This is a genomic window from Novosphingobium sp. BL-A-41-Hi4A-0G (genome assembly GCF_055521735.1).
Map to the genome: position 1 here is coordinate 598999 of NZ_CM145501.1, position 23532 is coordinate 622530.

Sequence of the window (23532 nt, forward strand, 5' to 3'; positions counted from 1 at the left end):
CTCAAAGCCCCGTGGCAGCTTCAGCTTGCGGCGTGTAACGCGCGCCTTCAACTGTGACCGTTGCCAGCAAGGCTTCGATATCCGCAATGTCCTGCGGCGTCAGCACAATATCTGCCGCGCCAAGGTTTTCTTCCAGCCGGTGCAACTTGGTGGTGCCCGGTATCGGCACGATGAACGGGGCCTTGGCGAGCAACCACGCCAGTGCAATCTGCGCGGGCGTCGCATCATGCTGAGCGGCGATGGTCTTCACCACGTCGAGCAATTTGAGGTTATGGGCAATGGCATCGGCCTGAAAGCGGGGAAGCGTGCCGCGAAAATCGCCCTGCGAGACGTGTTCCGCGCTGGTGATTCCGCCTGCGAGGAAGCCCTTGCCGAGCGGCGAATAGGGCACGAGGCCGATGCCGAGTTCGGTGCAGGCTTCAAGAATGCCGTTGGTTTCAACCTGCCGCGTCCACAGCGAGTATTCGTTCTGCAGCATGCTGACCGGCTGTACCGCATGGGCGCGGCGCAGGGTGGCGGCACCCGGTTCGGACATGCCGAAGTGGCGAACCTTCCCCTCGGCAATGAGGTCACGCACCGTGCCTGCGACGTCTTCGATGGGAACCTTGGGATCGACGCGGTGCTGGTAGAACACGTCGAGCACATCGACGCGCAGTCGCCTGAGCGAGGCTTCGCAGACGCGGCGTATCTGTTCGGGGCGGCTGCAGGGCCCGCGCATTGCGCCAGTATCCGGATCGATGTCGAAGCCGAACTTGGTGGCGATGACGACCTTGCCCTTGAACGGTTCGAGTGCTTCGCCGACCATCGCTTCATTGGTCCACGGGCCATAGACTTCGGCAGTATCGAAAAAGGTAACACCACGTTCAACGGCTGCACGGATCAGCGCAATGCCATCCTGGGGCGAGAGCTTTGCGGCGTAACCGAAGTCCAGCCCCATGCAGCCATAGCCGATGGCGGAAACGGAAAGGCCGGACTGGCCAAGGGGGCGTTGCTTCATGGGTGGTCCTTGCTGGCTGCGGCGGCTGGGCCGCCATGGCTGAATGCCGCAATACCCTTGTTTGGCTCATACGATTAGACGTATATTGCTGCATGAATTTATATCGGAAGAAAATAAATGATGCGCGACGAACTCGGTGATCTGGCGGTGTTCGTTGCCGTGGCCGAAGAGCGCAGCTTCACCCGCGCTGCCGCCCGGCTGTCCACGTCGCAATCGGCGGTGAGCAATGCGATGCGCAGGCTGGAAGACCATCTCGGCCTGCGCCTGCTCGCGCGAACCACCCGCAGCGTCAGTCCGACCGAGGCGGGGGACGCGCTGCTCGCCACGCTGCGCCCGGCGCTGGGTGACATTCGCGCATCACTCGATGCTCTGGCGCATTTCCGGGGGACACCTGCGGGGCTCGTGCGGATTACCACCAGCCGCCATGCGGCCGAGACAGTGCTTTGGCCTGCGGTGGACGCAGTGCTGGCCCGCTATCCCGAGATCGAGGTGGAGCTATGCGTTGACGGCGCGCTGACAAACATTGTGGCCGACCGGTTCGATGCTGGCGTCCGGCTTGGCGAAAGCGTGGAGAAGGACATGATCGCGGTGCGGATCGGTCCGGACCTGCGGCTGGCGGTTGTCGGCTCGCCTGCCTATCTCGGCCGGACCGGCGTACCGCAATCCCCCCGCGAGTTGCCCGATCATCGCTGCATCAACTTGCGCATGGCGACGCGAGGCAATCTCTACGCGTGGGAGTTCGAGCGCGGGGATCAGACGCTCAACGTGCGCGTGGAAGGGCCGCTTGTTGTCAACGATAGCGCGATGGCGGTGAGTGCAGCACTCGCCGGGCATGGCCTTGCCTGCGTGATCGAGGACGACGCGCTGAAGGGGCATGTTGCGGCTGGGCGGCTGGTCCGGGTGCTGGAGGACTGGTGCCCGCCATTTGCCGGGCACCACCTCTATTATCCGAGCCGCCGCAATCTCTCTCCTGCGTTTCGCGTGGTCCTTGACGAACTGCGGGCAAGAGCGCGGGGCTAGACTTTCTCCGGGTCCTTGTGCAGCCAGTCGGCATGGCGCGGGGCGCGCTTGGTCTGGCTCCATTCCTCGAGCATGACAGGAGCGAGTTCGGCCAGTTCAGCGTGCTGCTCCGCCGTGCCGATGTTGCAGGCCAGTTCCAGGCGGTGGCCGTTGGGATCGAAGAAGTAGATCGAGCGGAAGATGCCGTGGTAGGTGGGGCCGAGAACGTCGATGCCCTGCGCTTCAAGGTGCGCCTTGGCGGACTGCAGTGCGGCTTCGTCTTCCACCTCGAAGGCGATGTGCTGCACCCATGCGGGCGTGTTCGGGTCCTTGCCCATTTCCGGCTGGTTCGGCAGTTCGAAGAAGGCGAGCACGTTGCCCCCGCCGCAGTCGAGGAAGACATGCATGTAGGGATCGTCCTCGCCGGTGGAGGGCACCTTGTCCTCGGCAAAGGCGGTGGTGTAGTGCATGCCCATCACGCGCTCGTACCAGTCGACCGTCTCCTTCGCGTCGCGACAGCGGTAGGCGACGTGGTGGATGCGCTTGATCTGCGGGATCATTCTGCCGTTTCCTCCACCTTGAGGACGCCGCGCCGCATCTGGTCGCGCTCCATCGACTGGAACAGGGCGGTGAAATTGCCCTCGCCGAAGCCTTCGTCCTTCTTGCGCTGGATGAATTCGAAGAACACCGGACCGATCTGGGTTTCGGAGAAGATCTGCAGGAGCAGGCGCGGATCGCCCTCCTGCGTCGAGCCATCGAGCAGGATGCCGCGCTTCTGCAGCTCATCCACCGGCTCGCCATGGCCGGGCAGGCGTTCGTCGAGCATCTCGTAATAAGTGGCAGGCGGCGGGGACATGAACGGGGTGCCGATGGCCTTGAGCTTGTCCCACCCGCCGATCAGGTCATCGCAGGCAAAGGCGATGTGCTGGATGCCCTCGCCGTTGTAGGCGCGCAGGAACTCCTCGATCTGGCCGCCACCCGCCTTTGCTTCTTCATTGAGCGGAATGCGGATCTTGCCATCGGGCGCGGTCATCGCGCGGCTGGTGAGGCCGGTATATTCGCCCTTGATGTCGAAGTAGCGGATCTCGCGGAAGCCGAACACGCGCTCGTAGAATGCCGCCCAGTGCGCCATGCGCCCGCCATAGACGTTGTGCGTCAGGTGATCGATGGTGTGGAAGCCCGCGCCGACCGGGTGGCGATCGACGCCGGGCAGGTACTCGAAGTCGATGTCGTAGATCGACAGTTCATCGCCGTAGCGGTCGATCAGGTAGATGATCGAGCCGCCTATGCCGCGAATGGCGGGCAGGCGCAGTTCCATCGGCCCGGTGCTGACTTCGACCGGTTCGGCCCCGCGTTCGATCGCGGTGGCATAGGCCCTTGCCGCATTGCGCACGCGCCAGCCCATGCCGCAGGCCGAGGGGCCGTGTTCGGCGGCGAAGTAGGCTGCGGGGCTGCGCGGCTCGTAATTCGCGATCAGGTTGATTCCGCCTTGCCGCCAAAGTTGCACCGCCTTCGACCGATGGTTGGCGATGTGGGTGAAGCCCATGCGCTGGAATACGGGTTCGAGCGTGCCGGCCTCGGGCGCTGAAAATTCGATGAACTCGAACCCGTCGAGCCCAAGGGGGTTTTCGAACAGGTCCGTGGTGTGCTGGGGGTGGCTCAAGGCTATCTCCGGTAAATCCGCATTGCAGGCGATCCTGCGAAACTGGTTTCATTTTATACCAGATTCGGGCCGGGATGTCGCGCAGAATCTGCGCAGGACCAAATGCAAGCGACTCAGCGGGTCATCGGACCGCGCAGGGAGCGACATTCGCAGGCTCAGGAAACTTTCGGCATTTCAGTATTCTATGATATCGAAGAGGGTATGGCAGACAGCGGCCCGTCATTCCCCAGCGAAAAACGCCTGCGTGAGATCGCGGCGCATTTGCGCGATGCCTTCTGCATCGTCGAGGATCATGACATGGCCTTGACCGACCTGACCCTCGCGCTGGATTCGCCTGAACTCACAGCGATCATGCTTGAGATCCGTGCCTTGCGCGAAGAGGAGCTGCGGCGTCTGGAGCGCGCGCTCTCGCTCATCGCGGCGAATGATCGGTAGGCTGGGACATGGTGCCGGCTACAGGATTCGAACCCGTGGCCCCCTGATTACAAATCAGGTGCTCTACCAACTGAGCTAAGCCGGCCCGCGCGTGACGCGAGACGCGCCTTAGCGCTAGACAGCCCCGAACGTCCAGCCCTCGGTGCGGGCAATTTCGTCGGAAAGTTCGCGCGGGTGCCACAGCTGCGGATCGTGCGCGGCGTTGCGCAGCCAGGCGGCAGTGACGAGCGCGTCGCAGGTGTGATCGTCGAGCGGTCCCGAGAGGCCCGAGGGTGCCGAACCCAGCGCGACCAATGCCTCGTCCAGTTCTGCGGCAGAGCGCATCTTCGAGCGGGATGCGGTGCGTCCGGCGGCCATGGCGGCGATGGTGGTGTAGATCTCGCAGATCACCGCGCCTCGGTCGGGCAAGCCATCGACGGGCCAGACGCTGGCGCGGTCCCCGAGGCGGTGCAGCAGGCGCATGCCCGAGAGGCTGGACTTGCCGACTTGCGCCGCGCCGACGAGGTTGAAGTTGGAGTAGGGCTTGCACCCCATCCGGCGCTGCGCGGCTTCGGTGACGCGGAACCTGCCCTGACCGCCGCCGAAGTGCTTGCCTTCGCGCCCGCCGTGGCGGCGGAAGTAGCTGTTGAGATCGGGGTGGTCGACCAGAGCGGAGACGCCGACGTGGGGCTCATGCGCGCAAATGCTGTCGATCAGCGCCCACAGTTCGCGCGCGGTTGCGGGGCTTTGCGGCCAGCCGGGGAAGAAGCCGCCCTTGTCTGCGAAAGGCAGCGAGATGCCGAGGTCCATGCCTACCAGCGTGTCGTCCGGCAATTCGTCGCGCAGGTAGGCGAGGACTTCCTCGCGCGACCAGCGGTGGCCGGGGCGGAAGATTTGCGGCGCTGCCTTGCCCCGTTTGGCAAAGGCCAGCGCGATGCCCTTGTGCCGCTCGCCAGCAGCGCCGGACCAGTCGATGGCGATGAAGTGGCCGAAGCGGGTGGGCGTCATTCCCCCTGGCGCTCTCGGCGTTTGCGGTCCCACCATTCGAGCCGCTTGGCCACCTCACGCTCGAAGCCGCGTTCGACGGGTGCGTAGTAGGTTTGCGGGGCCATGCCTTCGGGCCAGTAGTTCGCTCCGGAAAAGCCGTCCTCGGCGTCGTGGTCGTAGGCGTATCCCGCGCCGTAACCGATGTCCTTCATCAGCTTGGTCGGCGCGTTGAGGATGTTGGCAGGCGGCATCAGCGAGCCGGTATCGCGGGCCGATTTCCACGCTGCCTTGTGCGCCATGTAGGCCGCGTTCGATTTGGGCGCGGTGGCGATGTAGAGCAGGGCCTGGACGATCGCGAGTTCACCTTCGGGGCTGCCGAGGAACTCATAGGCGTCCTTGGCAGCAAGGCACTGCACCAGCGCTTGTGGATCGGCGAGGCCGATGTCTTCCACCGCCATGCGCACCAGCCGCCGGAGCACGTAGAGCGGCTCCTCGCCTGCCACCAGCATTCGCGCCATGTAGTAGAGCGCGGCCTGCGGATCGGAGCCGCGCACCGCCTTGTGCAGCGCGGAGATGAGGTTGTAGTGCCCCTCGCGGTCCTTGTCGTAGACCGCCACGCGCCGCATCAGGAACTTGCCGAGGCCTTCGGGATCGAGCGGCGCAGGCAGCGATACGTCGAACAGCATTTCAGCCTGGTTGAGCAGGAAGCGCCCATCGCCATCGGCGGAGGCGACTAGCGCCTCGCGTGCGGGCGGGGTGAGGGGGAGGCGCAGGCCGGTGATGTCCTCGGCGCGATCTAGCAGGGTGCCCAATGCGGCGGCATCGAGACGGTGCAGGATCAGGACTTGCGCGCGCGACAGAAGCGCGGCGTTCAAGGCGAACGAGGGGTTTTCGGTCGTCGCGCCGACGAGCGTGACCGTGCCGTTCTCGACAAAGGGCAGGAAGCCGTCTTGCTGCGCACGATTGAAGCGGTGGATTTCGTCCACGAAGAGCAGCGTGCGCCGTCCGGCAGAGGCCATGGCATCGGCTTCGGCAAAGGCCTTCTTGAGATCGGCCACACCCGAGAACACTGCGCTCAAGGCGACGTAGCGCATGCCAACGGCCTCGGCGAGGAGGCGGGCGATGCTGGTCTTGCCGGTGCCGGGTGGCCCCCACAGGATCATCGAGGTCAGCTTGCCCGCGGCAACCATGCGCCCGATCGCGCCATCGGGACCAGTGAGGTGGTCCTGCCCGATGATTTCCGACAGGTCGCGCGGGCGCAACCGGTCGGCCAGCGGCGCTTCGGCGCTGGTTTCGGGCGGAGGGCGGTCCTGCGGTGGCGGGGCGAAGAGGTCGGCCATTGCTGCCGAGATAGGGCGCTTGCAAAAAAATTGCACCCGCCTCTTGCCAGATCGTAATTAAGATATATCTTAGACGCATCATGAAAGGATATATGCACATGCATTTCGAACATGGCCGCCATCCGCGCGGCCGACATATGATGAAGATGATGGCCGGTCGCCTTGGTGCGCCGTTTGGCCGAGGAGGTCCGTTCGGTGAGGACGGGCCGTTCGGGAGTGGACGCGGTAGGGGCGGTGGCGGCGGTGGCCGTCGTGGCGGACGGATGTTCGCAGGGGGCGAGCTTCGCCTGCTGCTGCTTCACCTCGTCGCCGAACAGCCACGCCACGGCTATGACCTGATCCGGGCCGTGGGCGATCTGGCGGGCGGCGAATATGCCCCGAGCCCGGGCGTTGTCTATCCCACGCTCAGCCTGCTGGTGGACGAGGGCCTGATCGTCGAGGAAGCCGGAGACGGACCGCGCAAGGCCTTTGCCGTGACCGGTGCCGGCCGCGCCGAGCTGGCCGACAAGGACGCCGAGATCAAGGCGGTCGTTGCGAGGCTCAAGGCCCTTGGAGAGCAGCGTGACCGGGCCGAAAGCCCGCCGGTGCGCCGGGCAATGGGCAATCTCCACGCCGTGCTGCGCAACCGTGCGATGGAAAAGGGCTTCGATACCGAGACTGCCCACGCCGTGGCTGACATCCTCGACGAAGCAGCACGCCGGATCGAACGTCTTTGATGCTCATCGAATCCGCGCTTTCGCGGCGCTTTGATGAAGCGATGCTCCATGGTATCTTTGCCCCGGAACCCTTGCAGAGCGGTTCCGGGGGGAGACCCGTTATGGGGCAGAAAAGACGATCAGCGTCCGTCCAGACGCCAGCCCACCTTTGGGCCATCGGCGTGATCAGCCTGCTGTGGAACAGCTTTGGCTGCTTTGACTATCTGATGACCGCAATACGCGATCCGGCAACCATGGCGGCGATGTCCGCTCCGGCGCGCGCCTATGTCGAGGCGCTTCCGGGGTGGCTGATCGCGTTCTGGGCACTGGGCGTGTGGGGGTCGCTGGCAGGTTCGCTCCTGCTGCTTGCCCGCTCGCGCCATGCGGTGACTGCATTTGCGGTCTCGCTGCTGGGACTTGCAGTCAGCCAGGGGTACCAGATGCTGACCTCGCGACCTGCCGAGATGAGCAGCACCGCGATGGCGGTGTTCACGGTGGTAATCTGGGGGGCGCTGGGCTTCTTCCTGCTCTACGCAAGGCGCATGGCAGCAGCGGGAGTGCTGCGCTGAGGCTCTAGAGCCACATGACATTAGGTTGCACCACCGTGACGGAGCCAAATTTGGCCCAGCGCGAGGAATGAGGAGGGAGCCATGCCGTCGCATCGTGACCGACGATTGACGCTGCGATGGGCCAAATTTGGCCCGCCGCTTGCGGTTGTGTCAGGAAGCCCCTCGGACAGCGTCGCGTTGCTTGGACGGGCAACCAGCCCGCCCTGCACAACGCTCCTTGCCGAGAAGCTTCCTGACACAATCCCGGCGGTGCAACCTAATGTCATCTGGCTCTAGCGTTTGCGCGCTTTCGCCTTCTGGCGCACCAGCCGCAGGTAGGTGTCCGCCACCGCCTGGTTTATCCGGTCCCACGAGAATTCGAGGCTGCGCTCCTCGCCAGCAGCGCCGTGCCGTGCGCGCAAGCTTGCGTCCTCGGCGTAGGCGCGCAGGGCTCCGGCGAACTGCGTTACCGCTCCGGGGGTGATCAGGCGGCCCGAGACATTGTCGTCGACAAGGCTCTGGCTCCCGGTCGCTGCCGCGGCCACCACCGGCACGCGGCAGGCCATGGCTTCCAATGTGACGTTGCCGAAAGTTTCGGTGACCGAAGGGTTGAACAGCACGTCCATGCTCGCCACCGCGCGGCCGAGATCGTGTCCGCCCTGAAAGCCTGCGAAGACCGCGTCGGGCAGGCGCGCGGCAAACCATTCGCGTGCCGGACCTTCGCCGACGACGAGCACGCGATGCTTCACGCCCTTGCGGATCAACTGGTCGATCGAGTCCGAGAAGACGTCGAGGCCCTTTTCCATCACCAGCCGTCCGAGGAACCCGATCACAACCTCGTCGTCGGCAATGCCGAATTCGCGCCGCCATTCGAGGCTACGCGCGCCGGGATGGAAGATCTCGCGATCGACACCACGCGACCAGATATCGATGTCGTAGTTCATGCGCTGGTCGCGCAGGACCTGGGCCATCGATTCCGAGGGTGCCACGAGCGCGTCGCAGCGGCGGTAGAAGCGGCGCATCAGGGCTTCGACGGCGGGTTCGGCCCATGCCATGTTGTAGTAGCGGAAGTAGGTCTCGAACCGGGTGTGGACCGAGGCAAGGATCGGCAGCTTGCGATGCCGCGCCCACGACACGGCGCGATGGGCCACCACGTCGGGCGAGGAAACGTGCACCACGTGCGGATCGAACGCTGCCAGATCGCGGCGGACGCGGGGGCTGAGCGAAAGCGGGAAGCGGTATTCGGCCCGGCCCGGAATGGCGAACGAGGGAATGCCGACGAGCGTGCCGGTGGCGGGAAACGCGGGGTTCTCGACCTTGGGCGCGTAGATGCGGACGTCCGCGCCTTGCCGCAGCAGGTAGCCGACGAGGCGGTTCAATGCCTGGTTTGCGCCATCGCGCACGTAGTTGTAGTTGCCGCTGAACAGCGCCACGCGAAGGTTCGACAGGTCGGTCGGGAAGGGGGAGTTTGCCTCGCTCATCGCCTGCGCCATAGACCGGGCGAACATGAATGGCGAGTGACAGCGGCCAAAGCTTGCGACTTTTGCGCAGCCTGCGTCAGACAGCGCACGCCCTGTCGCGGTGGGCAACTAGCTCCGGAACTGCCACCCCTGCCACCCGCTCAGCGAGTGAGCTTCAGCAGGAGTTGAGCAAATGTCGTTTCTGGACAAGATCGTAGCTGCCATCACGCCGCCCGAAAGTGAAGACGACCGCCGCCAGGCACGCGCCCATGCGCAGGGTCTGGCCCGGCCCGGAGACTGGCTGTCGCATGCACTCGAACATCATCGCCGGATCGAGGCCTGTTTCGAACTGGCGCTGGGTGCCAATTCGGTGGCCGAGCGCCGCGCGGCGCTGCGCGACCTCTCGATGGTGCTGACCGCCCATGCCAATGCGGAAGAGGCGGTGCTCTATCCGGCGATGGCCAACTTCAGCAGCAAGTCGAGCGCGGGTATGTCCTATGAGGAGCACGCGATGACCCGCATCCAGATGGGTGCGCTCGAGACGCTCGATCCGATGGGGCAGGACTGGCGCGACAAGCTGGGCCATATCCGGGGCGCGGTGATGACTCATGTCTTCGAGGAGGAGGGCAGCCGCTTCCCCGAATTGCGCGAGGCGATCGACCCGCAGGAGGACCAGCGCCTGACCCGCCGGTTCCTCGACGAGTTCGACCGCTACATGGGCAAGGACGCGTTCGAGGCGCCCCGCCAGGTGGCGGCGGAAATCCCGCCGGGACAGGTTGACCAGAGCAATCGCCAGCCGCCGAAGAACTGGGGCGCAGCGGACTACTGACGCTGACGTCCGGCGCGACGGCGCGGCCGGACAGTCCCCTTGTCCGGCGTGACAGGCGACGTGACAGGCGGCGTGACAGGCGGTGCGGAAGGCACTCGGCCGGAGGCATCGCCGCCGCCCGCTGGTGCGCGGCGCGCCCTTCAAAGGGATCGCGCATGGCCTCGCCCATGCCCTCAAAATCGATGGGGGGTTTACGGGGTTTACACTGTCCAAGGGAATAACTGGAATCGATCACTTGGGCGTGATTGATCGCTTTTTCCGATTTGCGTTCGGCGGGTTCCGCGCGGGTCTCGGCCTGCCGACCTCGCGCGCGCGGCGCATGCCCACCCCCGACCCCTCCCGCCTGCGGGAGGGGGGAAGGTCGGCGCGGATCGTGTGCGGCAGTGCTGACGGTGGGGGCGGCGGTGTGAGCGGGGGTGAGGTGCGTCATGCCCCGGAGGCTATGTCGGGCGGGGGTTTGTAGGAAAGTTGTTTTTGTATCTATTTTGTTCGTTCGCATAGAATGATGTCGGCAACGGTGAACGGATTGGGCGTTTGGTGCACCTTCACTGTAATCCAGTGTTTTGGGCCGTAGGGTTGGGCGAAGCAAAAAGTCGCGCTGTGGGACAAAGCCGTCATACCGGTCTGGCCAATCCGGCGGCGGGTTTATCGACAACAGCTGACGTTCAGCAAACGATAGGCTGGACAAGCAGCGCGGCCACGTCAGAATGCGAAACCAACATTCGCTTCCACATAACGCGGCCTCGGCGCAGACATTTGCGGGCTGGAACCTGAGGCAACCGGGCTTCCAAAGGCAAAGTCTTGTCTTCTACTGCCGAGCAGGTTGGACCCACGCAGAAGAAATGACAGCTGATTGTGTTGCAGGCGCAAGGATGCGCTCATGTCTAATGCGGCAGGCAGTCTCGCTCCCCCCAGAGTTGAGGGGAAGAAGTCACGCCTCGCTGTAAACGTCGCATCGGATTGAACGATGACGCGCCAACCGGCCAGGTCGAACTGTTTCGCAAGTTCTGCGTTGCCACGAAACGGCGCGGCGAATGTCAGCCCGATCTCGGCATCTCGCCGGTTGGCGGTGCTCAGGCTGGTTGCCAGCAGAAAGATGCCACTTCGGAACGAGACCCCATGTGACAGTGAAACCTCGCCGCGCAAGTCAAGGCCGGTCAGTGTCGCGTCGCCGATGTTGCGCGCAGAGATTATGCCTCCCGCGATCAGCACGTCGGCCTGAATGTCATGCCAGCGCGCGTGATGGAGATTTGCTTCCAGAACCAGCCCCGGCGAGCGGTGCCGCCAGCCAAGTTCCATCGAACGAAGCTCGTCGCCATCGGTTCGCGAGACGTCGGCGTCCGTGCGCGCCAGCCCGCCCTGGCGGAATCCCGTGCTGACCCGGGCGTAGATCGAATCCGTTGTGTTCGGCCGCCAAGCCAGCGTTATGGCGGGCGTGAAGGCATCCTTTGATACACTTTGTTCATAGCGTGCAGCCGAGGTAATGATCGTGTCTTCGACCGTGCCGTGGAGCAGCCGTCCGGCGAATGTAAGGTCAACCGCGCGCTGGATTGGCACTTCGATGCTCGCAAAGACGGCAAGGTCATGGGAAGCACGGGCCGCTGCTGAACCCTCGTCGCCGTAGACGCGGCCTACGTAACGTCGTGACAGGTCCTGTCTGGCAAAGACGTAGGATAGGCCCGCCAGCCATTTCACATTGCCCGATTGGCCATCGGCGCGAATTTCGTTGTCCCATGTGCTGTACTGACGATTGTCTAGCGCCTGTTCCGCATCTGGCGAGGCATCGAAAGCCTCGCTCGCTTCATGCCATGTCTTGGCCGAGATCGCGACGAGCCGGGTGCTACCCAGCTTGCCCTGCAGGCGGACCGCCAAGTGATCGAGATCGTTGTCGTGCGGTTCCGGCCTCTGCGCCGAACGGGACCGGTCGCCCTCGCCGCTGACATATTGCGTGTCGTCAATGGCCAGACGCTGGTGCAACCCGCTCAGGTTGATGTCCCAATCGGGTGAGAGCGAGGCCTTCAAGGCAAGTCGCACTCCGAACAGGGAGCCGCTGTTGCTGTCACGGCGATCTCCGGTATCGATCCAGCCTGGCATTCGCTCGCCGTAGCTGACGAGCCGCACAGCAGAAGAGCCCGATAGCGGCAGATTGACCATGGCATTGCCAAGATAGCCCTGGCCGCCATCGGTGACGCCGGAGACGCCCACAGACATGCTGGCGCTGGCATGCCGCGGGTCGGGCTGGTTCGGGATGATGCGATACAATCCGCCGATCGCGCCAGCACCGTGAAGAAAGCCCTGCGGGCCATCGATGACTTCAACCCGCGCCACATCGACAAGGCGGACGTCCGGATCGGGCGCCGAATAGGTCAGGCGGCTGTCGTCGAACATCACGCCGACCGTCGCCTGTGTCGGACCGTTGAAAGGGCTGTCGGCAATGCCGCGAAGGAACAGGCGATTGCGGCCGGGGCCAGCGCCTGCCAGTGTCATCCGCTCGTCAAGTGCCGCAATCGCAGACGTACCTGCAACCTCACCGCGAAGGCCGATCTGAGCAGGCTGTCCGACAAAGATGGAGAGCGGCAGCGCGCCGAGCAGTTCCGGCTGCTTACGGGCGGTAACCTCGATGGGGTCGCCGATCACGATGGGCGGCGGGGCCGGCGCTTTTATCCGCCGGGGTGCGAGGTTTGCCTGCTCTATGCGGTAAGCGCTGGGGCCCACGGCCACCGCACGCAAATGTGTACCGTCTAGCAATCGGGACAAGGCCGTTGCAGCAGTCATATGTCCGCGCAGGGGCTTCGTCCTGACCGCAGGTAGAGTTCCCGAAGCGCCTATCGAGACTCCGGCTTGCTGCGCTAGCTCAGCGATGGCGTCGACAAGCGGCGCTGCAGCGATTTCGATGCTGACGCTTTGGGACTGCCGCGTCGGCCTTGCCCGGGCTTCAGGGCTTGAGGCGAGAGAGACGCACGCGGTCGCCGCCGCGGTGCAGCGCAAGGCCCATGATACCGGCAAGGTCCTCAACCGCCGCGATGCCATTGTCTGTTGCCAGCGTTCCCGAAAAGCGCATCGCCGCGATCTCCGGCGATATCTCGACCCGGACCCCGGCATAGCGGCCAAGATCCTGCACGACCAGAGAAAGCGGCGCGTCTACGTAGGACAACTGTCCCTTTGTCCAAGCACCCACGCCTCTCACAGGCGTAGCGGCAACAGTGGCATTGCCAGCCCGATCCGATACGAGCGACTGGCCCGCATGGAGTTGCGTTGGCGAGGCAATTTGCGCGATCGCCACGCTCACCTTTCCTTCGGCGACGCTGACGCGGGTCTCGTCTGCTCCGGTCTTCATTTCGAAGATCGTGCCGATGTCGGTTACCTCCACAGAACCTGCTGACACGGTCAAGGTGCGTGATGGGTCGTGCCGGATCGTGAAAAGGGCATCGCCGTTCAACGCGATGCGATCCGAACCCCGGATACTGAGTTGGCTGTGCGGTGCCAGATCGATGAGTGAACCATCGCCGAGTGCGATCTGGCGCGCTTGCGAACCGGTTTCATAGGATTCGACGCGCTCGGGATTGGCGAAGGTGAGCGCAAGGGCGATCGAGGCGGCAGCTGCCAGTCCGCCACCGATCCAGCGCCACGGATGAGGGTGGGGAAGCGGGGCTGGCGGGCTCTCCGGTGGCCGACGGGATGCAGCCTCATTGGCCGCCTCATCCAGAAGGAAGTCTGCCAACGCAACTCCGTCATAGGCCGTCCGGTGGCGCGGGTCCTCCTCGAGCCAGCGCGTGAACGCATCCCAATCCATGTCATCGGACTGGCTAGCTGTGTGCCAGCGAGCCGCGATGGCGATGATCGCGTCCTCCTCGTCGTGCTGCATCTGGCTCATGGTTCCCCACCGTTTCTGGTTCTGTCTGCCCCTTCTGACGATTGAGACGTCACCGCACCTGCATCACCCCAGCCCATGAACGTCCGGCGCAAGTGCTTCATCGCGACAGCGAGGTGCTTTTCCACGGCGCTCCGGCTAATCCCCATTCGGCCTGCAACTTCCGCCTGGTTCAGGCCATCGAAGCGGTTAAGCTTCAATGCGCGCTTGGCACCTTGCGGCAGCGCATTTACGGCGTGATGCAGCAATGCAAGCTCTTCCGCTTGCGCCAAACTTTCGTCGGCGAGGCAAGCGGGATCGACCCGGTCCTGCACCTCGCCCGCGCCATGTTCGTCGGCCACCCAGCGGCCTTGGCGAGCCGCCTCACGCAAGGCGGAGCGGGACCTGTCGAGAACCAGGTTGTTGGCAACGCGGAAAAGATAGGCGCGCCCGTTTGCAATTGGGCCGGGACGCAGCGCCTGCAGCTTCAGCCACAGGTCCTGCATGTGGTCTTCGGCGTCGGCTGCACTGCCGCAGCGTGCCACAAGGAACCGGTGCAGTTCGGCACGATGCCTATCGAACAGGACAGCAAGTCCTCCCGTGTCACTACGGTCGCTAGCAGCACTGTCCTCATTCGGGTCGAGCATCGCAGGGATCAATGCGCGCGTTGCTCGCCTCCTGCAACCAGAACCCAATGCGGGCCACTTTGGCGCAAGGTCACGCCGGCCTTTCCAGCCAGTTCGCGAACGGCGGCCTCTCCCCCTTGGGCCAGACTCACGCTGCCGGTGAAAGGCGTGTCACAGATTGCCGGGAATGCTACAGCGCGAAAGCCGGTGCGCTGTGCTATGCTCTCGGCCGCTTCTCCGATCGTTGCGCGGTCGAATGTCAGCCAGTCACCGTGTCTTTCACCGAGCCACCGCGGCGGAGATTGCGCAGATTCGGCGTTCAGCAATCTCGGAATCGCAACGTCTGCGAGCACCAGTCCGCAGACCAGAAAGACCCCGCGCAACAGGAAGCGCCGCTCAAGCTTCACGCAGTCGCACCATGTCGACAAGCACCGTGTCGCGCCGGACGAAGTGGTGGAATAACGCGGCAAGGCTGTGCAAGCCAATCAGCGCAAGCAGGCCCCAGGCTACGGTCTCGTGCCATTGCGACAACACAGCGGCGAGATCGCCGTCATGGTGCACAAGCGACGGAAGTTGTACGTCGAAAAGCTTGAACTTGCGCGCCTTGGCACTTGATTGCGCCCAACCAAGCAGTGGCAAGGCCACAAGGCCGAAGTACAGCAACCCGTGGCTGGCCTTGGCAACCAAGCGCAGCGCAGCCGTTGGCTCATGGGGTGCTGGCACCGGGAAGCGCAGGCGCGAGATCAACCGCACGACTGTCAGCAGCAGGATGGCAAGGCCGATCGCGCGATGGCAATCGAGCCAGAACAGCTTGCTGTCCGGGTCCTCGATGTCTTCGCGGAGTAAGGCAATGGCGTAAGCTGCGGCGATCAGCGCCAGCGTCAGCCAGTGGAAGGTGATGCGTAACCTGCGACCCGTCATTACCGCTCCTCAAAAGAAGTCCGTGCAAACACCAGACGACACCGCAGCTTCAGCACCTCAGTCCGGCACGAAAAAATTCTCACCGCAACGACTGTGGAGGCTCGCAAACGGCGACGTCTCAGCGGCATCGGGTACTGGAAGGGAGTTTCGATGCGCGGTTATGTTCTGGGCGGCGCCGCCGTAATTCTGGGGGGATCACTGCTGGCTGGCGGTTCGCTGGCGCCGAATCGGGCAAGTGCATTGCCATCCTATGCTCGCCAGACCGGCGAGGAATGCGCGGCCTGTCATGTTGGCGGGTTCGGGCCGCAACTGACGCCGCACGGACGTGCGTTCAAGATTGGCGGATACTCCGATGGCAAGGTCACCGTTCCGCTTTCGGGCATGGCCGTCGCTAACTGGACGCATACCAAGAAGGATCGGGCCGATCCCATCTCGGGCCACGACGGGGTCAACAACAACGTCGCGCTGCAGGAAGCATCACTATTCGTCGCCGGGAAGATCGCTCCGGGGCTCGGAACATTCATCCAGACCACCTATTCCGAGATCGATCGGCACACCTCGCTCGACCAGTTCGAGGTCCGCTACGCCCACCCGATCAAGCTTATGGGGGCGGAGGCGACACTCGGCATCTCGATCAACAACAATCCGACCCTGTCCGACCCCTACAACTCGGTCGGTGCATGGTCCTTTCCTTACACATCGTCCGATCTCGGCTTCGAAAGCGCGGCAGCGCCGCTGCTGCAAGGCGGGGTGGAGCACCAGGTCCTGGGCACATCGACATACCTTGCTACCGAGAGCGGCCTCTATGTCGAAGTCGGCGGCTACCGCTCGCTCAAGCCCGCATTCCTGAGCAAGCTCGGCATCGACAGCGAAGCTGGCAGCCTCAAGGGCGTCGCGCCCTATTGGCGCGTTGCCTATGCCAAGGATTGGGGCAAGCAGAACGCCTCGATCGGCTTTATTGGCATGAGCGCGCGACTGAACCCCGACCGCGACGGCCTTGCGCCGGACAAGTACAGCGACTGGGGCGTGGACGGGACCTATCAGTTCCTTGGCAACCGCAAGAACATCTTCAGTCTCAACGGATCCTATCTGCACGAGCGCCAGACCCTGAACCATGCTCTGGCACTGGGCGACGTCTCGGCCGAGAAGCATACGCTCAACACCATTTCCGGCGATGTCAGCTGGTATCACGACAAGCACTATGGCCTAACTCTGGGTGCCTTCCACACGACCGGTACGCCCGATCCCGACCTTTATGCGCCCAACCCGGAAGACGGCAGCAGCACCGCTGCGCCCGACACCACGGGATACATCGCGCAGGCTGACTGGACCCCATTCGGTGGCGAAGGACAGTCCACTTTCGCGAACCTGCGACTTGGTCTGCAATACAAGGGCTACACCAAGTTCAACGGGGCAAAGACTGACTACGACGGCAACGGACGCAATGCTTCGGACAACAACACGCTCTCGGCATTCGCTTGGGTTGCCTTCTGAGGAGAACAGCGTGATCAGGATCTTTACGAGTTCAGTGGCCCTGTTGTTGATCGCGACCCCCGCACTTGCGCAGGGGGACGCGTCCGCTGGCGGCGATGCCTTCGACAGCTATTGCAGCGATTGCCACTCGGTCAGCCCGAAAGGCACGAACAAGAAGGGGCCAACCCTCTACAACGTCGTCGGGCGGCGTGCGGGATCGGTTCCGGGCTTTGCCTATTCGGGAATGCTCAAGGCCTCGAACATGCAGTGGACGCCGGAAAAGCTGGACATCTATCTCGCCAACCCAAAGGGTCTGGTCCCGCAGGGCATCATGAAGTTCAAGGGCTTGCCCAAGCCTCAGGACCGCGCAAATGTCATTGCCTATCTGATGCATCCGGACTGACCGACCGCGTTGACAATCTGATGGGAAAGGTGGCCATTTGCCCAAGCTCGCGACTACCAATCTGATGAAAGTCCCAGCGGCAACGCTGGGCTTCTGGACCATCAAGATTCTCGCCACCACCTTGGGCGAAACCGCCGGGGACAGCGTTTCGATGTCGTGGCTCGGCGAAACGACCGCTGACGCTTCGACATCGTTCTGGACCAACGGCTATCTTGTGGGCACCGGCCTGTTTGGCGGGCTTCTGTTGCTGCTCGTGACCTTCCAGATCCGCGCCCGAAGGTACAATCCCTGGCTTTACTGGGCGACTATCCTCGCCTCGACGACAGCAGGGACGACACTTGCGGACCTGGCCACCCGCGCGCTGGGGATCGGGTATGCGGGAGGTTCGCTTGTCCTCGCCAGCCTTGTCGGACTGTCACTCCTGATATGGCACCGCACGCTGGGAAGCGTATCGATCTATTCGCTCCATGAACCGAAAGCCGAACTCTTCTACTGGCTGACGATCACTTTCTCACAGACTCTCGGCACCGCAATGGGGGACTGGATCGCCGACGGCCCGCTTGGCTATGCAGGCTCGGCCGCGATCTTTGGGGCGCTGCTTGCCATGGTGGCGATGGTTTACCTCAGCACCACGGCAAGCCGCGTTGCTCTCTTCTGGACGGCGTTCATACTGACTCGACCGCTAGGGGCCGTCGTCGGCGATTTCCTGGACAAATCAACCGCGCAGGGCGGGCTTGATCTCAGTCGGGTTGAGGCGTCACTCGCATTGGCCTTTGCAATCGCTGTGCTGATTGCCGTCAAGGACAGGCGCGCTTCGGGCAACTCTGCCGAAATCCGACAATAAAACAGATTAATTCCAGAAGTTTTGCACCAGCCTTCGCAAAGGATGGGGCGCCGTCCTGACAGTCTGCATCGGAGCGAAACGGCGGCAGCTTCTGTAACGAGCCGACGATCGCGGTAGCCAATCTGAACGACCGGCTTTGGTCGTGACCGGACGGTAACGATCTTGATAGATAACAGTTGGTTACCGGGAGGCCTACAGTTCTATTGGCTGGTTAGCAGCCGTTTCCAAACTTCCGGGAGCGCGAGGGCTTTGGCCCTCGCATTTGTTTTGCCTTTTTATGTTTCGCGTTGTTGTGGGTGCCCCTCCACCATCCTGCGGATGGTCCCCCTCCCCGGGGCGGGGAGGAATTTTTGTGGCAGGCCCACCCCCGGCCCCTCCCGCTTGCGGGAGGGGAGGTGAAAGAGAAAGGGCGGCCTGTTGGCCGCCCTTTCGTGTTTCTTATGCCGCTTCCTTTTTCCGCGAGGCCTTCTTGCGCTCGTTCGGGTCGAGGATGGCCTTGCGCAGGCGGATGGACTTGGGGGTGACTTCGACCATTTCGTCGTCGTCGATGTAGGCGATGGCCTGTTCGAGCGTCATGATCTTGGGCGGGGTCAGGCGGATGGCGTCGTCCTTGCCGGTCGAACGGAAGTTCGTCAGCTGCTTGGACTTCATCGGGTTGACCTCGAGGTCTTCGGGCTTGGCGTTCTCGCCGATGATCATGCCTTCATAGAGCGGGGTGCCGACGCCGACGAAGAGAATGCCGCGCTCTTCAAGCGGACCGAGGGCGTAGGCGACGGCCTCGCCGTTGCCGTTGGAGATCAGCACGCCGTTCTTGCGGCCTTCGATGCGGCCCTTGTGGGGACCGTACTTCTCGAACAGGCGGTTCATGATGCCGGTGCCGCGCGTGTCCGAGAGGAATTCGCCGTGGTAGCCGATCAGGCCGCGCGACGGAGCCGAGAAGGTGATGCGGGTCTTGCCACCGCCCGAGGGGCGCATGTCGGTCATCTCGGCCTTGCGGATGGCCATCTTGTCAACCACGGTGCCCGAGTATTCGTCGTCCACGTCGATCACGACGGTTTCGTACGGCTCGGTGCGGTTGCCGTTCTCGTCTTCGCCGAACAGCACGCGCGGGCGGCTGATGCCGAGTTCGAAGCCTTCGCGGCGCATCGTCTCGATCAGAACGCCGAGCTGGAGTTCGCCGCGCCCGGCCACCTCGAAGCTGTCCTTGTCGGCCGATTCGGTGATGCGGATGGCGACATTGGATTCGGCCTCGCGCTCAAGCCGGTCGCGGATCATGCGGCTGGTGACCTTGGAGCCTTCGCGGCCGGCCATCGGCGAATCGTTGACGGCAAAGCGCATCGACAGTGTCGGCGGATCGATCGGCTGGGCCTGGAGCGGTTCGCTGACCGAGGGATCGGCAATGGTGTTGGCGACAGTGGCGATGGCGAGGCCGGCGATGGAGATGATGTCTCCGGCCTTGGCTTCATCGACCGGAACGCGCTCGAGCCCGCGGAAGGCCATGAGCTTGGACGCGCGGCCGGTTTCGACGACCTTGCCATCGCGATCGAGCGCGTGGATCGGCGAGTTGACCTTGATCGTGCCCGACTGGACCTTGCCGGTAAGGATGCGGCCGAGGAAGTTGTCGCGGTCAAGCAGCGTCACGAGGAACTTGAACGGACCGTCGACGTCGGCTGCCGGGGGCGGCACGTGATCGACGATGGTCTGGAACAGCGGGGTGAGGTCACCCTCGCGCACGGTTTCGTCGTTGCCGGCATAGCCGTTGCGGCCCGAGGCGTAGAGCACGGGGAATTCGAGCTGTTCGTCGTTGGCATCGAGGCTGACGAAGAGGTCGAACACTTCGTCGAGCACTTCCTGCGGGCGGCCATCGGGACGGTCGATCTTGTTGACGACGACGATCGGCTTGAGGCCGAGGGCGAGCGCCTTGCCGGTGACGAACTTGGTCTGCGGCATCGCGCCTTCGGAGCTGTCGACCAGCAGGATCACGCCGTCGACCATCGAGAGGATGCGCTCGACCTCGCCGCCGAAGTCGGCGTGGCCGGGAGTGTCGACGATGTTGATGTGGGTGCCGTTCCACTCGACCGAGGTGCACTTGGCGAGAATGGTGATCCCGCGTTCCTTTTCGAGGTCGTTCGAATCCATCGCGCGCTCTTCGACGCGCTGATTGTCGCGGAAGGTGCCGGACTGGCGGAAGAGCTGGTCGACGAGAGTGGTCTTGCCGTGGTCGACGTGGGCGATGATCGCGATATTGCGCTGGGCGGACATGAAAACGGGCTTTCGGTTGGATTCTTCGGAAGGACGGGACAAGCACTGACCCGCTCCGACTTCGGCGCGCGCTTACAGGGAATTGTGCGTTGCGGCAAGCACGCTTGGAACGAGTGGCTCGCGTTGCGGCAAGCACGGTGGGAATCAGGCGCGCGCGTTGCGGCAAGCGGTTGCATGTGTGACCGGCTTGCAACAGCGCATGAAAATGCATGGGGGCCGCGAAGGATTTGGTCGAGTTGGAATTGTTCGGGGCATTTCCGCACCCTAGAACGAGGTCAGGGAACAGGATGACCTACCGGCCACGTGGCCATCGGCCGAGGCTGCCCTTGCAGGCAGGAACCCGGCCCAGAAAAGGAAAAGATCGCAGATGAAGTCCGTATTCGCCGGTCGTACCGGTCAGGCAGCGCTCCTTGCCGGGGCTTGCAGCCTCGCTCTTGCCTTCTCGGCTGCCGCCCAAGCGCAGGACGCCGCGGCGCCGGCAGAGGAAGAAGCCCAGCCTGCGCCGCCGGCTCCAGAGCAGATCGCCGAGGGCAACGAGATCATCGTCACCGCCTCCAAGCGCGAGCAGACACTGCAGGACGTGCCGATCGCGGTATCGGTGACCAGCGCCAAGACGCTGGAACAGGCGCAGATCCGCGACCTCAAGGATCTGACCAGCGTCGTTCCCTCGCTGCGCGTTACGCAGCTGCAGTCGAGCGCGAACACCAACTTCATCATCCGCGGCTTCGGCAACGGCGCCAACAACGCCGGGATCGAGCCTTCGGTCGGCGTGTTCATCGATGGCGTGTACCGTTCGCGCTCTGCTTCGCAGATCGGCGATTTCCCTGACGTGCAGCGCATCGAGGTGCTGCGCGGGCCGCAGTCGACGCTGTTCGGCAAGAACGCCAGCGTTGGCGTGATCTCGATCGTGACGGCGGCGCCCAAGTTCGACTTCGGCGGGAACGTCGAGGCGAGCTATGGCAACTATGATGCCGTCGTGCTCAAAGGCGTGGTCACAGGCCCCGTGACCGAAGGGCTGGCAGTGAGCGTGGCGGGCGGCCTCAACAAGCGTGACGGCTATAACAAGGACCTCGGCACCGGCAACACGACGAACGAGCGTGACCGCTGGTTCCTGCGCGGACAGGCGCTGTGGGAGCCCAATGCGCAGGCGTGCGTGCGGCTTATCGGCGACTATTCGAAGATCGACGAGATCTGCTGCGCGGTCGTCAACCTTCAGCCCTCGACGTCGACGCTCGCGGTGCGCGCGCTGGGCGGGAAGGTCAACGGACCGAACGAGATCTATTCGAACCGGGTCTATTCGAACTTCGATTCGACCAACGATATCGAGAACTGGGGCGCTTCGGGCCAGGTCGACTATGACTTCGGGCCGCTGACCTTCACCTCGATCACCGCCTATCGCCGTACCAACGCGCTGACCAACCAGGATTCCGACTTTTCGAGCGCCGACCTGATCGGGGTCAACGCGCAGGATCAGGCGATCAAGACCTTCACGCAGGAACTGCGCGTGGCCACCAACATGGACGGTCCGCTGAACTTCCTCGCCGGTGGTTACTACTTCAACGAGAACATCCGTCAGGCGAACCAGCTTGGCTGGGGTGACGATGCGCGCAATTATGCCAACTTCCTGATCCAGGGGCTTAGTGGCGGTGCACTTTCAGTGCCGACACTGGAAGCGACGTTCGGGGCGCTCGAAGGCAATCCGGCCAAGTATGCCGGACAGTTCTTTGCCTCGGGCCAGAAGCTGGACGAGCGCTATCGCCTGCGCAACGAGGCGTTCTCGTTCTTCGGGCAGGCCGATTTCAAGATCGGTGACCGGATCACGGTGACCGGCGGGGTGAACTACACCAAGGACCGCAAGCGCTATGCCCTCGACATCAATTCGACCGACGTCTTCTCGGGCATTGACTTCGACAATCCGGCTTACGCTCCGTTCCGCCGCAACCTGCTGCTGGGTGGCGCGCTGAGCCGGGCCGGGGTCAACCCTAACGATCTTGCAGCTGTTGGCGCCTTTGCAACCAACCCGGCGACTGCAGCGACCTTTGCCGCGTTCAATGCCTTTGCCACGGCCAACCAGAACAATCCGGCGGCCAATCCCCTGGCTGGTCTTCGTCCGCTGCAGTATCTCCCGGCGGCTGTCCCCGTACCGAACGCGGTGGAGCCCGGTCGCACGAACGACGACAAGTTCACGTATATCGTTCGCGTTGCCTATGACCTGACCGACGACATCAACGTCTACGCGAGCTATGCGACGGGCTTCAAGGCAAGCTCGATCAACCTTTCGCGCGACAGCCGTCCTTTCGCCAGCGACCGGGAAGCGCTGATTGCCCGCGGTCTGACTGTGGTCAACCAGACCTACGGAACGCGTTTTGCGGGGCCGGAAAGCTCGACGGTCTATGAAATCGGCCTGAAGGCGGACTGGGGTCTGGTCACGGCGAATTTTGCTGCCTTCGACCAGCGCATCAACGGTTTCCAGTCGAACACTTTCACCGGATCGGGTTTCGTGCTGGCCAATGCCGGCAAGCAGTCGGTCCGCGGGTTGGAGTTCGAAGGCACGGTGAAGCCAGGGAAGGGCTGGCAGTTCAACGTTGCAATGACCTACCTTGATCCGAAGTACGACAGTTTCGTCCTTTCGGCAGTGGGCGATCTGTCGAAGACCCGGCCGGCTGGCATTCCGTCGATCTCGTCGACCTTTGCCGCTTCCTACGACCACGAGTTCGGCAGCGGACATCACCTGATCTTCCGTGGCGACTTCCATTATGAATCGCCGGTCCAGATCGTTGAGGGCCTGCCCGGCTTCCTTGACGCCGGAACGCAGGTTGCCGTCGCTGCGGCCCGTCCGTTCCGCCGTGAGGTGAACGAGGCCAATGCCTCGATCACCTGGGCCATGCCGAGCGGTTTCGAGCTGACGGCATGGGGTCGCAATCTGACCAACAACCGTTACCTGCTCTCGATTTTCGACACGCCGGCCCAGCCGGGCTCGATCTCGGGCTACACCAGCCAGCCGCGCACTTATGGCGTGACGGGGCGTTACCGCTTCTGAGTTGTGTGGTTTGAAGGACAAGGGGAAGGGGGCCTGCGCGGCCCCCTTTTTCGTTTCGGTGTCAAACGTTGCTGTTACTGGGATTGGGGTAGCTTGTGGGCGATAGCGATTGGGCCCCGGCCTTCGCCGGGGCGACGGGAATTGTTGGTTGCGACTTTTGACGAGGTGACTTCGGAGAGGC

Annotated in this window: 21 protein-coding genes and 1 tRNA gene; 9 read left to right on the plus strand and 13 right to left on the minus strand. The window is 63.5% G+C overall.

Features of this window, described 5'->3' with window-relative positions; translation table 11 throughout:
- Position 1: 1 nt before the first annotated feature.
- Entirely contained in the window at positions 2 to 997 is a 996-nt protein-coding gene (locus tag ACZ1JX_RS03100) for an aldo/keto reductase (RefSeq protein ID WP_465125333.1), read from the minus strand.
- A gap of 117 nt (positions 998 to 1114) precedes the next feature.
- On the opposite strand from ACZ1JX_RS03100, the gene ACZ1JX_RS03105 reads away from it, so the two are divergent.
- Positions 1115 to 2017, plus strand: a complete 903-nt coding sequence (locus ACZ1JX_RS03105) for a LysR family transcriptional regulator (RefSeq protein WP_465125334.1) — start codon at positions 1115 to 1117, stop codon at positions 2015 to 2017.
- On the opposite strand, the gene ACZ1JX_RS03110 is transcribed toward ACZ1JX_RS03105, so the two are convergent.
- Together ACZ1JX_RS03110 and hppD are read right to left on the minus strand one after the other, a co-directional pair.
- Positions 2014 to 2556 (minus strand): VOC family protein, encoded by a 543-nt coding sequence (locus tag ACZ1JX_RS03110; RefSeq protein WP_465125335.1) that lies wholly within the window; start codon positions 2554 to 2556, stop codon positions 2014 to 2016. The two genes, ACZ1JX_RS03105 and ACZ1JX_RS03110, sit on opposite strands and share 4 nt — an antisense overlap.
- Entirely contained in the window at positions 2553 to 3659 is a 1107-nt protein-coding gene (gene hppD / locus ACZ1JX_RS03115) for a 4-hydroxyphenylpyruvate dioxygenase (protein WP_465125336.1), read from the minus strand. The genes ACZ1JX_RS03110 and hppD overlap by 4 nt, the downstream gene beginning before the upstream one ends.
- A 201-nt stretch (positions 3660 to 3860) precedes the next feature.
- On the opposite strand from hppD, the gene ACZ1JX_RS03120 reads away from it, so the two are divergent.
- The gene (locus tag ACZ1JX_RS03120) at positions 3861 to 4094 is read left to right on the plus strand and encodes a hypothetical protein (protein WP_465125337.1); all 234 of its coding nucleotides are present in this window, start codon (positions 3861 to 3863) and stop codon (positions 4092 to 4094) included.
- Positions 4095 to 4103: 9 nt separating this feature from the next.
- On the opposite strand, the gene ACZ1JX_RS03125 is transcribed toward ACZ1JX_RS03120, so the two are convergent.
- The 3 genes from ACZ1JX_RS03125 to ACZ1JX_RS03135 all read right to left on the minus strand — a co-directional run bounded on the left by ACZ1JX_RS03125 (position 4104) and on the right by ACZ1JX_RS03135 (position 6400).
- Positions 4104 to 4179: transfer RNA gene (locus tag ACZ1JX_RS03125), tRNA-Thr, on the minus strand.
- A 29-nt stretch (positions 4180 to 4208) separates the two neighbouring features.
- Complete coding sequence (locus ACZ1JX_RS03130; RefSeq protein ID WP_465125338.1) at positions 4209 to 5081, minus strand: hypothetical protein; 873 nt, start codon at positions 5079 to 5081, stop codon at positions 4209 to 4211.
- Entirely contained in the window at positions 5078 to 6400 is a 1323-nt protein-coding gene (locus ACZ1JX_RS03135; protein ID WP_465125339.1) for a replication-associated recombination protein A, read from the minus strand. The genes ACZ1JX_RS03130 and ACZ1JX_RS03135 overlap by 4 nt, the downstream gene beginning before the upstream one ends.
- An 80-nt stretch (positions 6401 to 6480) precedes the next feature.
- Between ACZ1JX_RS03135 and ACZ1JX_RS03140 the strand changes: the two genes are divergently transcribed.
- Both ACZ1JX_RS03140 and ACZ1JX_RS03145 read left to right on the plus strand, forming a co-directional pair.
- Entirely contained in the window at positions 6481 to 7116 is a 636-nt protein-coding gene (locus ACZ1JX_RS03140) for a PadR family transcriptional regulator (RefSeq protein ID WP_465125340.1), read from the plus strand.
- A gap of 101 nt (positions 7117 to 7217) precedes the next feature.
- Positions 7218 to 7664 carry a hypothetical protein gene (locus ACZ1JX_RS03145; protein WP_465125341.1) on the plus strand — a complete coding sequence of 149 codons (447 nt, stop codon included), beginning with the start codon at positions 7218 to 7220 and terminating at the stop codon, positions 7662 to 7664.
- 272 nt (positions 7665 to 7936) lie between these two features.
- On the opposite strand, the gene ACZ1JX_RS03150 is transcribed toward ACZ1JX_RS03145, so the two are convergent.
- A complete protein-coding gene (locus tag ACZ1JX_RS03150; protein ID WP_465126346.1) occupies positions 7937 to 9124 on the minus strand; it encodes a glycosyltransferase family 4 protein in 1188 nt (395 codons plus the stop codon).
- 172 nt (positions 9125 to 9296) lie between these two features.
- Between ACZ1JX_RS03150 and ACZ1JX_RS03155 the strand changes: the two genes are divergently transcribed.
- Positions 9297 to 9932, plus strand: a complete 636-nt coding sequence (locus ACZ1JX_RS03155) for a hemerythrin domain-containing protein (protein ID WP_465125342.1) — start codon at positions 9297 to 9299, stop codon at positions 9930 to 9932.
- 702 nt (positions 9933 to 10634) lie between these two features.
- On the opposite strand, the gene ACZ1JX_RS03160 is transcribed toward ACZ1JX_RS03155, so the two are convergent.
- The 5 genes from ACZ1JX_RS03160 to ACZ1JX_RS03180 all read right to left on the minus strand — a co-directional run bounded on the left by ACZ1JX_RS03160 (position 10635) and on the right by ACZ1JX_RS03180 (position 15329).
- Positions 10635 to 12569 (minus strand): TonB-dependent receptor, encoded by a 1935-nt coding sequence (locus tag ACZ1JX_RS03160; RefSeq protein ID WP_465125343.1) that lies wholly within the window; start codon positions 12567 to 12569, stop codon positions 10635 to 10637.
- A 298-nt stretch (positions 12570 to 12867) separates the two neighbouring features.
- A complete protein-coding gene (locus ACZ1JX_RS03165; RefSeq protein ID WP_465125344.1) occupies positions 12868 to 13806 on the minus strand; it encodes a FecR family protein in 939 nt (312 codons plus the stop codon).
- Positions 13803 to 14429, minus strand: a complete 627-nt coding sequence (locus ACZ1JX_RS03170) for an RNA polymerase sigma factor (protein WP_465125345.1) — start codon at positions 14427 to 14429, stop codon at positions 13803 to 13805. The genes ACZ1JX_RS03165 and ACZ1JX_RS03170 overlap by 4 nt, the downstream gene beginning before the upstream one ends.
- Positions 14430 to 14437: 8 nt before the next feature.
- Positions 14438 to 14815, minus strand: coding sequence for a hypothetical protein (locus ACZ1JX_RS03175; protein WP_465125346.1), 378 nt, complete (start codon positions 14813 to 14815; stop codon positions 14438 to 14440).
- Positions 14805 to 15329, minus strand: a complete 525-nt coding sequence (locus ACZ1JX_RS03180; protein ID WP_465125347.1) for a cytochrome b — start codon at positions 15327 to 15329, stop codon at positions 14805 to 14807. Before ACZ1JX_RS03180 ends, ACZ1JX_RS03175 begins: the two co-directional genes overlap by 11 nt.
- A gap of 150 nt (positions 15330 to 15479) precedes the next feature.
- Between ACZ1JX_RS03180 and ACZ1JX_RS03185 the strand changes: the two genes are divergently transcribed.
- From ACZ1JX_RS03185 to ACZ1JX_RS03195, 3 genes are all read left to right on the plus strand, one after another.
- On the plus strand, positions 15480 to 16823 hold the full coding sequence (locus tag ACZ1JX_RS03185) for a hypothetical protein (protein ID WP_465125348.1): 1344 nt from the start codon (positions 15480 to 15482) through the stop codon (positions 16821 to 16823).
- 10 nt (positions 16824 to 16833) lie between these two features.
- Positions 16834 to 17205 (plus strand): c-type cytochrome, encoded by a 372-nt coding sequence (locus tag ACZ1JX_RS03190; RefSeq protein WP_465125349.1) that lies wholly within the window; start codon positions 16834 to 16836, stop codon positions 17203 to 17205.
- 64 nt (positions 17206 to 17269) lie between these two features.
- Positions 17270 to 18049 (plus strand): COG4705 family protein, encoded by a 780-nt coding sequence (locus ACZ1JX_RS03195; RefSeq protein WP_465125350.1) that lies wholly within the window; start codon positions 17270 to 17272, stop codon positions 18047 to 18049.
- 438 nt (positions 18050 to 18487) lie between these two features.
- Here ACZ1JX_RS03195 and typA read toward each other — a convergent pair whose 3' ends face one another.
- Positions 18488 to 20311 carry a translational GTPase TypA gene (gene typA, locus ACZ1JX_RS03200; protein WP_465125351.1) on the minus strand — a complete coding sequence of 608 codons (1824 nt, stop codon included), beginning with the start codon at positions 20309 to 20311 and terminating at the stop codon, positions 18488 to 18490.
- Between the two features lie 367 nt (positions 20312 to 20678).
- On the opposite strand from typA, the gene ACZ1JX_RS03205 reads away from it, so the two are divergent.
- A complete protein-coding gene (locus tag ACZ1JX_RS03205; RefSeq protein ID WP_465125352.1) occupies positions 20679 to 23351 on the plus strand; it encodes a TonB-dependent receptor in 2673 nt (890 codons plus the stop codon).
- Positions 23352 to 23532: the final 181 nt, after the last annotated feature.